The organism is Flavobacterium sp. CG_9.1, assembly GCF_015751645.1.
Lineage (GTDB): Bacteria > Bacteroidota > Bacteroidia > Flavobacteriales > Flavobacteriaceae > Flavobacterium > Flavobacterium xanthum.
The window spans coordinates 1-14,933 of sequence record NZ_JADOVC010000047.1 but is presented as its reverse complement, the minus strand read 5'-3'; the positions used below and the strand labels follow the sequence as shown (position 1 = coordinate 14,933).

The 14,933-nt window shown below is 36.7% G+C and carries 11 protein-coding genes and 1 tRNA gene; 6 read left to right on the top strand and 6 right to left on the bottom strand.

Annotation, left to right across the window (positions count from 1 at the left end; all coding sequences use genetic code 11):
* The first annotated feature begins 820 nt into the window (after window positions 1–820).
* Window positions 821–2,899: a TonB-dependent receptor domain-containing protein gene (locus IWX83_RS16405; protein ID WP_196831251.1), complete on the top strand. Its 2,079-nt coding sequence runs from the start codon at window positions 821–823 to the stop codon at window positions 2,897–2,899.
* A gap of 21 nt (window positions 2,900–2,920) precedes the next feature.
* Here the strand turns inward: IWX83_RS16405 and IWX83_RS16400 are convergent, their stop codons facing one another.
* The 4 genes from IWX83_RS16400 to IWX83_RS17515 form a co-directional block, all read right to left on the bottom strand.
* Window positions 2,921–3,364: a cytochrome c gene (locus tag IWX83_RS16400; RefSeq protein WP_196831250.1), complete on the bottom strand. Its 444-nt coding sequence runs from the start codon at window positions 3,362–3,364 to the stop codon at window positions 2,921–2,923.
* A gap of 3 nt (window positions 3,365–3,367) precedes the next feature.
* On the bottom strand, window positions 3,368–4,492 hold the full coding sequence (locus IWX83_RS16395; RefSeq protein WP_196831249.1) for a PQQ-dependent sugar dehydrogenase: 1,125 nt from the start codon (window positions 4,490–4,492) through the stop codon (window positions 3,368–3,370).
* 646 nt (window positions 4,493–5,138) lie between these two features.
* Window positions 5,139–7,232, bottom strand: a complete 2,094-nt coding sequence (locus IWX83_RS16390; RefSeq protein WP_370568444.1) for a glycoside hydrolase family 3 N-terminal domain-containing protein — start codon at window positions 7,230–7,232, stop codon at window positions 5,139–5,141.
* A gap of 18 nt (window positions 7,233–7,250) precedes the next feature.
* Window positions 7,251–7,469 carry a hypothetical protein gene (locus IWX83_RS17515; protein ID WP_317041249.1) on the bottom strand — a complete coding sequence of 73 codons (219 nt, stop codon included), beginning with the start codon at window positions 7,467–7,469 and terminating at the stop codon, window positions 7,251–7,253.
* A gap of 217 nt (window positions 7,470–7,686) precedes the next feature.
* On the opposite strand from IWX83_RS17515, the gene IWX83_RS16385 reads away from it, so the two are divergent.
* From IWX83_RS16385 to IWX83_RS16375, 3 genes are all read left to right on the top strand, one after another.
* Window positions 7,687–8,109 (top strand): DUF2452 domain-containing protein, encoded by a 423-nt coding sequence (locus tag IWX83_RS16385; RefSeq protein ID WP_132065865.1) that lies wholly within the window; start codon window positions 7,687–7,689, stop codon window positions 8,107–8,109.
* 117 nt (window positions 8,110–8,226) lie between these two features.
* Window positions 8,227–8,790: a Crp/Fnr family transcriptional regulator gene (locus IWX83_RS16380; protein WP_196831248.1), complete on the top strand. Its 564-nt coding sequence runs from the start codon at window positions 8,227–8,229 to the stop codon at window positions 8,788–8,790.
* 93 nt (window positions 8,791–8,883) lie between these two features.
* Window positions 8,884–9,951: an SDR family oxidoreductase gene (locus IWX83_RS16375; protein WP_196831247.1), complete on the top strand. Its 1,068-nt coding sequence runs from the start codon at window positions 8,884–8,886 to the stop codon at window positions 9,949–9,951.
* Window positions 9,952–10,134: 183 nt separating this feature from the next.
* Here the strand turns inward: IWX83_RS16375 and IWX83_RS16370 are convergent.
* Window positions 10,135–10,208 (bottom strand) — tRNA-Asn (locus tag IWX83_RS16370).
* Between the two features lie 103 nt (window positions 10,209–10,311).
* Window positions 10,312–11,655, bottom strand: a complete 1,344-nt coding sequence (gene rseP, locus IWX83_RS16365) for an RIP metalloprotease RseP (protein ID WP_196831246.1) — start codon at window positions 11,653–11,655, stop codon at window positions 10,312–10,314.
* Window positions 11,656–11,844: 189 nt separating this feature from the next.
* On the opposite strand from rseP, the gene IWX83_RS16360 reads away from it, so the two are divergent.
* Entirely contained in the window at window positions 11,845–12,912 is a 1,068-nt protein-coding gene (locus IWX83_RS16360) for an NADH:flavin oxidoreductase/NADH oxidase (protein ID WP_196831245.1), read from the top strand.
* 1,028 nt (window positions 12,913–13,940) lie between these two features.
* Window positions 13,941–14,933 (top strand): Gfo/Idh/MocA family oxidoreductase (locus IWX83_RS16355; protein ID WP_196831244.1); only part of this gene is annotated, 993 nt, incomplete at its 3' end.

Here is a 14,933-nt window from a genome sequence, read left to right as displayed (position 1 = left end):
GAATTCAACTGTTTTCATAATGTCGTTTTTTAGGACATCTAAGTTACGAAAAACTCATCGGTGTTTGCGTTTGCTAAATCATGGATATTTCATAGGTAGATAATGTTGATTTTAAGATAAAAGAGGAAGGCTATTTAAGTTTGTTTTAATGCTTGATTGTATTGCAAAGATATGTTTTTTAAAGAACGTCTTTTCTACTAAAGTAGTGCCTTGAAGCGGTATTTTTTATATAATTTACGGTTTAACAAGACCTTTACCTATTTTAATCCTTTTTCAAAATTATAGGGTCTTAGGTAGTACTAAAATAAATAAAATTTTAATGATAGTTGAGGTAGAAACACTATTTTGTTTTTAGTTGCGATTTTTGAAATTGTTTTTTGGAAGTGGAAAGAAAAAACTAACTTTAACCCGTTGGGTGTAATTAGTTTTTAATGTAATTTTTCGTCAGTTCGAGTGATTTTATCTCGAAGCCTCTGGAAGAAAATCGTATCGAGCACAAGAAAAATTAGTAGTAAAAACGATTCTCGATACACGTCACTTCGAGTAGCCTTTAGATTTGCACAAAAAACACTCGAACTGCCGTTTTTGTTACTTGCACCAAACGGGTTACTTTTATCAATCGTCAGGCATTATTGGTACTATCGGTAATTTGAGTTTATTTTGCTTTTCAATCGCAATGATAAAGTTCTATAGTTTTTTTTTAAATTTTTGGTATTCGTTGCTGTGAATTATTCGAATCGTTCAAGAAGGAGGCACTTAAAACGAATGCCCCTAGCGAACTAACCTAACACTATTTTTAATCCTATAAATACACTTTCAATTGTTTAAAAATTCTCTTTCTTTCTTGCTTTTTTTAGGTAGTGTTACTGCTGTTTTTGGCCAAATAAAAAAAGATACGATTGCTCTTTCAGAAATTACGTTGAAGGGTTCGCCAATCAAAAATGTGCTTCAAAACACTGCTTCATCTGTTGCTGTGATTACTGCTGCCGACATTGCTAAAAGTGACGGAATTATATTGACTCCCGTTTTGAATAAAATCTCAGGTGTTACGATGCAACAAGGCGCTTTGAACACCAATAGAATAACGATTCGCGGTATTGGCGCACGATCGCAATTTGGCACCACTAAAATAAAAGCCTATTTTGATGGAATTCCGTTGACTTCTGGCGAAGGTGATACTACAATTGATGATCTTGATTTGGCTGCTATCGAAAAAATAGAAATTATAAAAGGACCTAATTCCACCAGTTTTGGTTCCGGTTTGGGAGGCGTGATTCAATTGTTTTCTAAGGAAACTCCTTTGCTGCAATCGTTTGGGAACGCATCGGTTACTTTTGGAAGTTTTGGCTTATTGCAACAACGACTTGCAGCAGGATATAGCGATTCCAAAACGAATGTATTTACCAGTTTTACGGATTTGGAAAGTGACGGTTTTAGAGCCAACAGTTCTTATAAACGAAAGACGTTCAACTTGCACGGAAAACAGCGACTAAGTGCCAAAGGGGAATTGTCATTTTTAGGCACTTTTACCCGCTTAAAAGCCTTTATTCCGAGTTCTATTAATGAGAGTGATTTGAGAAATAATCCAGAAATAGCGGCTACCACTTGGGCTGCTACACAAGGTTTTGAGTCGTACGATAAATTCCTGCTTGGACTGGCATACGATCATCGATTTTCTGAAAAATGGTCGATACAAGCCAGTCTTTTTTCAAATTTCAAAGATGCTTACGAACCCAGACCTTTTGATATTTTGGAGGATAGAACAAGTTCAGTTGGAATTCGTTCCAATGTGAATTATAAAGACCAATTGTTTTCGTTGCCCTTTGAATTGAGTTTGGGTACGGAGTTGCTTACAGAACAATACGACTTTACGCTGTATCGCAATTTATACCAATCGCAACCGGGTCAGGGAAGTCTACAAGGTGATGCGTTCAGCGCCATTAAACAAAATAGGAAGTATAGCAATTACTTTTTACAAATGGAACTTTGGCTCTCTCAAAAATTACATTTGGAAAGCGGATTGGCATTGAATACCACTTCCTATTCTTTACAAAATGTTTTCGAAAATAATTCTAGCGGTCAAAAAATGCCTTTTACTTTTGGAAATGTGTGGTCACCCAGAGTTGGTTTGTCTTATAAAGTAAGTAACGGTAAGAATATTTTCGCTTCCATCAGCAATGGATTTTCGGTTCCGTCAGTCGCCGAAACCTTGACTCCCGATGGTCAAATAAACACCGATCTGAAACCAGAAGTGGGTTGGAATTATGAATTGGGTTTCAAAGGAAATTGGCTTAAAAATAAAGTCTATACCGAAGTAACTTTTTATACCACACAAATTAAAAATTTATTGGTAGCACGACGCACCGCTGAGGATCAATTTGTGGGAATTAATGCTGGAAGTAGTTCGCATTCGGGTGTTGAATTCTTATTTAATTATAAACTCTTAGAAAAGACGCAACTTCAAATCACGCCTTATCTATCTGGAGCAGTTAATAATTTTAAATTCAAAGAATTTATAGATGGTGATGCTGATTATTCGGGAAATCAATTGACAGGCGTCCCTGAAACGCAATTTAATATTGGTGTGGATTTAAATACAAAAAACGGCTTGAGTTTGAACACTTCTTTCCGAACGATGGGCAAAATCCCATTAAATGATTCCAATACAAAATACAGTGAGCGGTATTCGTTGCTGGAAATAAAAACGACCTATGTTTTTACTTTGTTTAGAATTCTGCAAACCGAATTAAATGTCGGAATCAATAACGCTTTGGACACCAAATATGCAGCCAACATTTTGCCGAACGCAGTTGGTTTTGGCACTGCTGCTCCACGCTATTTTTATCCTGGAAATCCGGTCAATTATTATGGTGGGTTTTCAGTGTCGTATGTTTTTTAAATCCAATCCCAAGTGTGAATTTTATTTTTTGATGGCCGCTACTTCTTTTTCAGTAACGACTTTGGTTTGTTTATTGCTCCAAGAAGTCATGATGTAGTTCATCACATCAGCCACTTCTTGATCCGTAAGTCCCATCGCTGGCATGCTGCTATTGTACTTTTTAGTGTTGACTATTATGGGACCACTTTGCCCAAATTTTACCGCAGCAATGCTCTCATTTCTCTTGTTTTTTAGCCAATCAGAACCGTCAAGTGGAGGAAAGTTTGTAGCGTCTCCTCTGCCGTTAGCGCCGTGACATTGCATGCAAAAATCAGCATAAATTTCTTTTCCGGGCGTCTGAAGTTTTGAAACAACTGCGTTTTTAGTATTCAAATCAATATAGTTGTCTTTGGAAAATGGGTTTTCGATTGAGAAGCTTCCCAATACAAATATGCCTAATCCTAAAAATAATTTTGTTGTTAGCATTGTTTAATTCGGTATAATTTTTACAATTCCTTTTCCTTCAACGCCCATATAAATATAACCATCGGGACCTTGCGCCACGTTTCGCACGCGACCTACGCCAGTGGCTATTTTTTGTCTGTCGATTACTTCATTTCCCTTTAGTTTAAGCAATTCAAGATATTGAAATTTCAAAGAACCAACCAATAAATGTCCTTTCCAGTCTGGATATTTATCGCTGGTAACAAAGGTCATTCCGCTTGGCGCGATAGAAGGCAGCCAATAATAAATAGGTTTTTCAATCCCTGGCTTTTCATTTTCTTTACTGATTGTTGTTCCGTCATAATCGATACCATAAGTAACAACAGGCCAGCCGTAATTAACTCCTTTTTTTATGATGTTGATTTCATCACCCCCTTGAGGACCATGCTCGTGGGCCCAAATTGCTCCTGTTACGGGATTTTTTGCCATTCCTTGCGGGTTGCGATTCCCGTAGGTGTAAATCGCTTCTTTAGCTCCGGTCTGACCTACAAACGGATTGTCTTTTGGAATGCTTCCGTCGTCGTTTAAGCGGTATATTTTTCCGCCATCGCGTTTAATATCTTGCGGATTTACAAAATGCTCCCCGCGTTCTCCAATGGAGAAAAACAAATAGCCGTCGTTGTCAAATACAATTCGGGAACCAAAATGCTGCCCTTTTGTAGTATTTGGAGTCGCTTTATAAAGGGATTCAATTTGCGTTAGACTTCCGTCTAATAATTTGGCTCGAATGAGTTTTGTGTGACCACCAGTTCCTTCGCCTTCATCTGAAGCAAATGTCATATAGATCCAACCATTTTTAGCATACTCAGGATGTAAAGCAATATCTAATAATCCACCTTGCCCACGAGAATAGACTTTTGGAACATTTTTGATTTCAGTTTTTGAACCATTTTTAACGTGATATAAAACGCCGCTTTTTTCGGTAACTAACATCGTGCCGTCTGGCAACGAAGTCATTCCCCACGGAATGGCTATATCGGAAGCTACGGTTTCTAGTGTGTAGTTTTTTACTTCGTCTTTAATTGGAATGTCATTGGATTTTACCTGCGCATCGCAACTAAAAGAAAGAAAAGATATAATGGAAAGTGAAACTAATGTGATTTTTTTCATAAGTCTGATTTTTAAGCTGTAGAATAAGTACAATCTTTTTTAAAGATAGTAAAAGAGGAATAAAATGAGCCATATCGCTTTTAATTTTGCTTAGAATTAACAGAGTCAGTAGCTAAAGCAAAATAATTCTGTTTTTTTTAAACATATAAGGCATATAAGTTTTTTAAAATATATTCTGGTTCAGTTCGTAATCAAGTAAAATCTTAATTTTTCTTAGTTGCTTAGTAGTTTAAAAATCTGTTCATTTTGATCTTTTTCAATAGATAAGTCATGAAAGTGTTTACCTAATTTTGTTTAACCAACAACGACTTACATGACTTATATGTTAAATCAAAATCTTAGTTTTTAATGATTTTTTTTAAACATATAAGGCATATAAGTTTTTTAAAATATATTCTGGTTCAGTTCGTAATCAAGTAAAAATCTTAATTTTTCTTTATTCTTTAATGGTGAAAAAACTGTTCATTTTGATCTTTTTAAACTGATAGTCCTGAAAGTGTATTCCTAATTTTGTTTAACCAACAACGACTTACATGACTTATATGTTAAATTAAAATTTTAGTTTTTTGAAATTGACTTCCGGTTATGGGGGCAAAGGAATTAAAAAACCACCTATGATTATAAGTGGTTTTAAAAAGGTTTTGATTTATTTCTTAACGCTATACTTTACCGTTCTGGCGTCTTTGATTATTCCTTTCCAGTTTAATCCAAAACCAAAATCATAAATATTTCCAACAGCATCGATATACGGAATCATATCGTGAGGGACATCTTCCAATTGTTTTTCAACGGTTGTCATATTCAATGGCATTTGTAAAGGCAATAATCCAGAAGGCTCGGTTTTACCAGAAACAATGTCCAATAATGCTTCTATTTGTACTCCAAATTCTCCTACGATGGCGTCTGCCTCTTTTTCAAATTCTCCAAAAACCATAGGATTTGAGATATTGACAGAGACCATAACGGGCTTTCCTTTCATAGCTTTTTTCGTTTCCAGAATGGTATTTAAATCTGGATATGAATTGGATTTACTTGTTTTATTCACATAAGAACGGTTTGTAATCGTTGGGTCAATTACGGGATCTCCTGCAGCAATACTTTGAACTCTGGCATCGACTGCGGTATAGTCTTTTAACTGTAAACTGATGGGCAAATATCCATTTCCGCCAGCTTCCCTGTCCGCTCTGCTGTATCCGCCACTAATTGGGCTTTTGATAAATACAATCGCAAAATCTGCTTTAGCAGGATCATCCGTTACGGTATAGTACTTCTTAATCAATTCTAAATTAACTGGATATTCTATTTTTTCTGGTGAGGGTTGACCAAAAAAGTTGATTCCTGCAGGAGTGACTCTTTTAGGGACATAAACCGTTTTTCCTTTTGCAATTGGCAAGGTTTTATTCTGGTTTTTAATCAGCACCACCGACTTCAATTGTGCGTCATAACCTGCTTTCATAAACGCTGGTTTTCCCACAATAGCTTTGGTTTCGATAGGATCTAAATAGGCATTTTCGAACAAACCCACTCTGAAAATATTCAAAAGCAAGCGAACTGCTGATTGCTCAAAGCGGTTACGCATAAACGCCTCGCCATGTTCTTGAACACCCATTTGGTAGGCTTCTAAAACGGGTTTGATATCATTATTTCCTCCAAATTGATCCACTCCAGCCATCAAAACTTTATAATGTCTTTCGGCAATACTTAATTTTTCAACACCCCAAGATTTTCCTGAAAAAATATCTGGTTTAGCTCCTTCATCTCCAGTAATCAGCCAATCTGTGCACACCACGCCGTCATAACCGTATTTATCACGCAATAAATCCGTGATGATGTATTTACTGAAGCCATTACCCACATTTTCTCCGTATTTTTTATCTTGTCCGTACGAAATCGTATAATAAGGCATCACAGCGGAGGCTTTTTTAGTTTTACCATCTAGTTTAAAAGCGCCTTCGGTAAACGGTTTTAAGTGTGTTTCAAAATTATTTCCGGGATACACTGCAAATTTACCGTAGGCAAAATGGCCATCACGACCTCCTTCTTCCGGGCCGCCACTTGGCCAGTGTTTTACCATGGCATTCACGCTTTGATTCCCCCAACCTTCATAAGCGTCAATTGATTTTGTAGAGGTTTGAAATCCATCTACATACGCTCTTGCCATATCGGTCGCCAATTTTGGGTCTTCGTCAAAAGTTCCCACAAAACGATTCCACCCTGGTTCTGTTGCCAAGTCAATTTGTGGCGATAGTGCCGTGGCGATTCCCATGGCTCGGTATTCTGCGGCTGCAATGGTGCCAAATTGTGCTGTGATGGCAGCATCAAAAGTTGCCGCTAAACCTAGTTCCTCCGGCCATTGTGAGATAGCGCCACCAGAACCAGCGTTGTATTCCGCATCTTTATTGGCTCCATTTCTAGGATCAGAACTATTGTTAGCCGGAATTCCCATTCCAATTCCTTCGACTAAAGCTTGTATATTATTGTTCCATTGGGCGGCAATATCTGGCGATGCTACCGAGGTCATTAATACATGGCGCAAATTGTCTTTGGTTAAAAAAGCAATTTGCTGATCGGACAAATCAGCGGGACTGGCGCCACTTTTAGAAAAAGGTTTTTCTTGATAGGTTCCCGTAAACATGCCAGCCTCTTGCGCTGGAATCGCTTGATGTCTGCTGTACAACATTAAACCAGCCATTTGTTCAACTGTCATTTGTTTGGCTAAATCCTTGGCACGTTCTGCCACTGGTTTGCGCCAATCTTCTTACACGTCCAATTTTCCGTTTTTATTCAAATCTTTAAAAGCAAAACCGGCTACTTTAATGATTTTGATGCCTGATTTTGGCGAATAGCCTAAAGTTTGACCGCCTTTATTCGACACCAATTTATAGGTACTTTTGGTGGTTTCGGTCCATTTGGTTTGTGCCTGCAATCCTACTGCGAGTAGGAGTAAGGAAGGGAGAATTACAATTTTTGATTTCATGTGGTTTATTTTCAGGTCAATAGTTTTATTTGATGTGTACCAAATGTAATAAAAAATTATATGTGTTGTATAGACACAATGAATCTATTTTGCGTTTTCCAATTCCAATTGTGGGCAACAAAGGATTGTAATGGTATTTTTTTATAATTTTTGTTTAACTTTGCGGATAATATTTTAAACAAAAAACACCGCTTTGTGTTTTGTAACCTGAAAAGAAATGGAAGATAAAAAACCAGATAATGTTGTCTATACTGCCGAAGCTGGGTATAACGCTAATATTTTACCTTACGCAACCGGAGTTGGTGCCCCTGTAATTCGTGTTGATGATGTTGTTTCTTGGAAAAGCAGAGGGATTGACAATGTAAACAAAGAGTTAGGCAACAAGTTCAACGAACTCAAACTGCAGTATCAAAAATTGATGGAGGAATACGAGTGGAATGAATTAGTGTACAGTGCTAAATTTTCTTTTGAACCTGTGATTGGCGAGATTTATCATTTGTACCGAGACGCTCAAGGAGTACATTTTCTTTCTTTAATTGGACCGCAGGAGTGGAACAAAGAACACATTGGCACCTTTAAACTCAATAGCGATAAAAAATGGATTTACCTTAACGGGAATGATTCGTTTTTTCAATCATAATTACTTTACTTATTTTATGTAGTGGTGTTTTTTTAAAGTCTTTTAATCAGGAATTTTTTTACTGTTGGTCCGTAGTTTTTTAATTGTAATTTTATCCAACTATTTAAAAACAGTCTTATGCAAGAAATTTTAAGAAGACAAATTGAAAAAATTGTACCACTAACGGATGACGAATTTCAACTCGTGCTTTCTTATTTTTCAATTGGTAAATATAAAAAACACCAATACATTGTCCAGCAGGAAACCCCAGTTCCTTATGTTCATTTTGTTGTAAAAGGATTGTTGCGTTCGTTTTATGTAGATCAATCAGGCAAGAGTCATATTTTGCAATTTGCCATGGAAGATTGGTGGATTACAGACAATCAAGGATTTTATAAGGAAGAAAACGCCACACTCAATATCGATTGCTTGGAAGATGCACAAACCTATTATATTACCCTGGAAAATAGAGATCAACTCTGTGTAGCATTACCCAAAATGGAATTCTTCTTTCTGCAAAAAATGACTGCAGGTAATATTGCGCTTCAAAACCGAATTCTATCATTAATGAGTAAGAATTCTGAGGAAAGATACCTACAATTTATTCAGTTGTATCCCGATTTGATTCAGCGCCTTCCCAAAACTTTAGTTGCTTCTTATCTTGGAATTTCAAGAGAAACTTTAAGTCGGTTGTCCCACTGACGTGATTTAGGTCACACTTTATCTGTGCGCTATGTCCTGTATACTCTTTGACGCATTTCCGAAATTTGTATTTTATAATTTTAAAATACAAACATGGAAAATAGAGCACTCTTAGTAGGAGTAACCGGAATTACTGGTAGTAACCTCGCAGATCAGCTTATCGCCAAAGGTTGGACCACTTTTGGACTGGCCAGAAACCCACCAAAAAATAGCAAAAACTTGCATCCTGTAGCAGCTGATCTTTTGGATTTGGAGAATTTAAAAATAGCTTTAAAAGAGGTTTCACCTACGCATGTGTACATTACCACGTGGATGCGTCAGGATTTTGAAGCCGAAAATATACGTGTTAATAGCTTGATGATTCGAAACCTGCTCGAAGCGTTAGCACCTTATCAATCCGTGCAACATGTGGCGCTTGTCACCGGACTGAAACATTATCTAGGACCGTTTGAGGCTTACGCCAAAGAAGGGTTCTTGCCCGAAACGCCGCTTAGAGAATCACAACCGCGCCTTGATTTAGAAAATTTTTATTACGCCCAAGAAGACGAAGTATACGCTGCTGCCGCGCGAGATGGTTTTACATGGAGCATCCACAGGCCGCATACCATCATTGGGAAAGCGGTAGGGAATTTAATGAATTTGGGGACTACGCTTGCTGTATTCGCTAGTATTTGTAAAGCAACGGGCAAGCCATTTCAGTGGCCAGGTTCAGCAGCACAATGGAACGGACTTTCGGATGTTACCGATGTCAGCGTTTTAGCAGCGCACTTGATATGGGCTTCCACTACAGAGGCTGCCCATAACGAAGCGTTCAACGTGATCAATGGAGATTTCTTTCGTTGGAAATGGTTGTGGAATAAATTAGCGGAATCGTTCGGAATTGAGGCAATTGGTTTTGATGGTACGATTCATCCTCTTGAGGAACAAATGAGTGAAGATGCTGCAATTTGGAAAAAAATAGCCTCAGAAAATGGATTGCAAGAATCCGATTTAAACCAGTTAGCCTCCCCATGGCATACGGATCTTGATTTGGGCCGACCAATAGAAGTGATGACGGACATGTCCAAAAGCAGGAAATTGGGTTTTACTCTTTATCAAAGTACCGAGGATTCGTTTTATGATTTGTTTGAAAAGCTTCGAGCGGATCGATTGATTCCGTAGTTATTTTAAGGTAGTTTACAAGAAATGTAAAAAGAGGATTCAAAACGTTTTGAATCCTCTTTTTCTATTAATTGTAACCGGGAATGTGCAAAACTGGTTTATGACTTCCTAACAATTATATTACTTTCATTACTGCTTTAAAACAAAAAAGACCTTACATCCCTGTAAAGTCTTTTTAAAAAGCTCCCTCTCTTGGGCTCGAACCAAGGACCCTCTGATTAACAGTCAGATGCTCTAACCAACTGAGCTAAGAAGGAAACTGAGCGATAAAAAGTAACTTTCGTTACATCTCTAAAGCGGTGCAAAGATAGGCTATCATTTGGTTTGTGCAAATAAAAATCAAATTTTTTTTAATTTTTTTTACTTCCCTACAATTGCCTTGTAAATGTCGTTTCCGTTAGCAAATAGTAATAGTGTGATAAGTAAAACGAAACCAACCATTTGCGCATTCTCTAGGAATTTATCACTAGGTTTTTTACCACTTATAATTTCATATAATAAAAACATCACGTGACCACCATCAAGTGCTGGAATAGGCAATAAATTCATTACACCAAGCATTATCGATAATAATGCGGTAATGCCCCAGAAAACTTCCCAGCTCCATGTATTAGGAAAAATGTCAAATATCGCTTTAAATCCACCCACTTGTTTGTACGCACCGGTACTTGGACTGAAAATCATTTTCAATTGCTTTCCGTATCCTACTAATTGATATTTTCCTTTTGTGATTCCTACTGGAATCGATTCTAAGAAACCGAATTCTTGTTTACTTACTTTGTAATAGCCTAATTTTTCCATGGAAGCAATACTTAATCCGGCAAGGTTAACTCCTAACATTCCGTCGTTATTTACCGTAACTTGTATTTGTTCTTCCTTTTGATTGCGCAATACCGTTGCAGGAATGGTTTTTCCTTTGTTGTTTTCTAATATGGTTTTTGCCTGGTCCATGTATTTTGCAGCTTGGCCGTTAAGGGCAACTACAACATCTTTGGCTTGTAATTCTTTATTGGTAGATTCGTCATTAATCGAACCAATGACAAACGGCCTTCTGATGTCTAGCAAAGTACTTTTTTCTTGTTTTGACAATTGGTCTACAAAATCAATTGGCATTTTAATCGCTTGTTCCGCTCCATTTCTTATTATAAGAACTTCTTTTGCCATGATCACTTTCATCGTAAGATCATTATCAAATTTGACAATTTTCTCACCATCTACAGAAACAATATGATCTCCAGTTTGGAAACCCACGTTTTGCATCGCCTTGTTTTCTACCAGCAAGCCATCTTTTAAATCTTCATTAGCAATATAAGTATCGCCATACGCAAATGCCATTCCAATATAAATAATGAAAGCCAAAATAAAATTGACCGTTACGCCACCTAACATGATAATTAATCTTTGGTAAGCCGGTTTAGATCGAAATTCCCAAGGTTGCGGTGGCAATGCCATTTGTTCCTTGTCCATGCTTTCGTCAATCATTCCAGATATCTTCACATAACCACCTAGAGGCAACCACCCAATTCCGTATTCGGTTTCGCCAATTTTCTTTTTGATAAGGGAATATTTAACATCAAAAAATAAGTAGAATTTTTCGACTCTGGTTTTAAACAGTTTAGCAGGAATGAAATGTCCTAATTCGTGAAGTATAATCAGTAATGATAAGCTCAATAAAAATTGAGAAAGCTTTATAAATATGTCCATTGTTTAATTTAAGTTCTTTTATAACTCACAAAAGTAAGGTTTTCTATTTGTTTATTTTGCAATTATTGTTCCAGACCGTTTTAAATGTTTGTTAATTATTGGAAATTCAATCCCTCTTTTGGCCGCTGTCCCGTAACTTTACTTTTTGAAACGAATATTTCTCGTTTCGGTCACTTTAAAATCAATTGTATGTCTTCAAAATTATTTTCTCCTCTTCAAATAAAAAGTATTACCCTTAAAAATAGAATTGCTATTTCTCCGATGTGTCAATATTCAGCTATTGATGGCTTTGCCAATGATTGGCATTTGGTACATTTAGGTAGTCGTGCCAGTGGTGGCGCAGGCTTAATTATTCAAGAAGCCACGTCAGTTTCTCCCGAAGGCCGGATTTCTCCCGAAGATTTAGGTCTTTGGAAAGACGAGCAAATCGAAAAAATGCAGCAGATTAATCAATTTATTGTCAGCCAAAACTCGGTTCCTGGAATCCAATTGGCGCATGCCGGCCGAAAAGCCAGTGCAGCATCACCATGGAACGGTGGTAGGAAAGTACCTATTGTGCAAGGAGGTTGGGATACGGTGGCGCCAAGTGCTGTGGCGTATCACGAAAACGAAGAAAAGCCAATTGCGTTAGATAATTTAGGCATTCAAAAAGTAATTGCTGATTTTAAGTCGGCTACGGAAAGAGCGGTGCAAGCGGGGTTTCAGGTGATGGAAATTCATGCGGCCCACGGGTATTTGATGCACCAATTTTTATCGCCTCTATCTAATTTTAGAACCGACGAATATGGTGGAAGTTTTGAAAACCGAATCCGTTTGACACTTGATGTTGTAGCAGCAGTTCAGTCAGAATGGCCAGCTAATTTGCCTTTATTCGTTAGAATTTCGGCTACAGACTGGGCAGAAGGTGGTTGGAATATCGAAGAGTCGGTGCAGCTTTCGAAAATTTTAAAAGAAAAAGGGGTGGACTTGATTGACGTTTCCTCGGGTGGAGCGGTTTCACACCAACAAATTCCGTTAGGACCAAATTACCAAGTCCCTTTCGCCGAAAGCATTAAAAAAGAAACCGGAATCCTAACAGGAGCTGTAGGATTAATTACCGAGGCGGCTCAAGCAGAAGAAATCATTGCATCAGGAAAAGCAGATTTAGTTCTATTTGCACGAGAATCGTTGAGAAATCCCTATCTCGGATTGAGTTTTGCGCATGATTTAGAAGCAGAAATCGCATGGCCAAAACAATACGAAAGAGCTAAAAAATAAGATTATAATTTTCAAACATATAAGTCATGTAAGTTTTTTCTAAGATATTTTATGAGTTTGAATTTTGAAACATGTAAGTCATATAAGTTTTTTCTAAGATATTTTATAGGTTTAAATTTTGAAACATGTAAGTCATATAAGTTTTACTTTTAAATAGTATAAAATGAAACTTTATAAAAATATTCCAATTCTTGTATGAACTTACAGGACTTATATTTTTTAAAAAAAATAAGTTTCAGTCTATATTTTGAAAGAAAAGACATTACAAGAACTTCTTTATTCATTTGATTTGTTCAAACTTATATGACTTGTATGTTCAAACAAATCAGTCAGAGAAAGATTTTCAAACCATTAAGAAATTAAGAAAAGTTAAGGTTGATTTTTAACGGTTAATATAAGCTCAACATTTTTAAAAGCTTATATCACTTATATGTTCAAACAAATCATCCAGAGAAAGGTTTTTAAACCATTAAGAAGTTAAGGTTCGTACTTAAGGTGAACTTTATCCAAACAAATTTTAAAAACTTATATGACTTGTATGTTCAAACAAATCAGTCAGAGAAAGATTTTCAAACCATTAAGAAATTAAGAAAAGTTAAGGTTGATTTTTAACGGTTAATCTAAGCTCAACATTTTTAAAAGCTTATATCACTTATATGTTCAAACAAATCATCCAGAGAAAGGTTTTTAAACCATTAAGAAGTTAAGGTTCGTACTTAAGGTGAACTTTATCCAAACAAATTTTAAAAACTTATATGACTTATATGTTCAAACAAATCATCCAGAGAAAGATTTTCAAACCATTAAGAAATTAAGAAAAGTTAAGGTTGATTTTTAACGGTTAATCTAAGCTCAACATTTCTAAAAGCTTATATGACTTATATGTTCAAACAAATCATCCAGAGAAAGGTTTTTAAACCATTAAGAAGTTAAGGTTCGTACTTAAGGTGAACTTTATCCAAACAAATTTTAAAAACTTAAATGACTTATATGTTAAAAAAACCATCCTTCAATATAAAACTCACCCTATGCAAAAAATAAAAACAGCTTTACTCTCCTACGGAATGTCCGGCAAAGTATTTCACGCTCCGTTCCTCGCATTTCATCCTGGCTTTGAACTTCTTGGTTCTTGGGAACGCAGTAAAAAGCTGATTCATCACGATTTTCCAGAGGTGAAAAGCTATGAGTCAATAGAAGAGTTGCTAGAAGATGACGTAGATCTAGTCATTGTAAATACGCCAGTCGAGACCCATTATGACTATGCAAAACAAGTTCTTTTGGCCGGAAAGCACGCCATTGTCGAAAAAGCATTTACCACAACCGTTGCCCAAGCGCAGGAATTAGCGGCTATCGCCAAAGCAAAAGGATTGAAACTGGCCGTTTTCCAAAATAGAAGATGGGACAGTGATTTTAAAACCGTTCAGAAAATTATTTCAGAGAAAGTATTAGGTGAAATCGTGGAAGCCGAATTTCATTTTGATCGCTACAATCCGCTTTTGAGTCCAAAGCAACACAAGGAGACCGTTAATTCTGGAGCTGGAATTCTGAAGGATTTAGGACCGCATTTAATTGATCAGGCACTGTGTTTGTTTGGATTGCCGCAATCTGTTTTTGCTGACATTCGGATTACCAGAGAGCATTCGTTGGTAGATGATTATATTGATATTTTACTGTATTATTCTAGTTTTCGAGTGCGATTAAAAGCAGGATTTTTTGTTCGGGAAGCGATTCCGGCCTTTGTCATTCATGGCAAGAAGGGTTCGTTCCTAAAACCACGTGGTGATGTTCAAGAAGATGAATTGAAACTAGGAAATAAACCAAATTTAAAAACGTGGGGAACAGAATCCATCGAAAAACGAGGATTGTTGCACACTGAAATTAATGGAGAAATTGTTCAGGAAATTATACCCACACTTCAAGGGAATTATTATGATTTTTTTGACGGAGTTTATCATTCGATTATAAATGATGCTATTGAACCGGTATCGGCTCAAGATGGCGTGCAGGTAATGCAAATTATT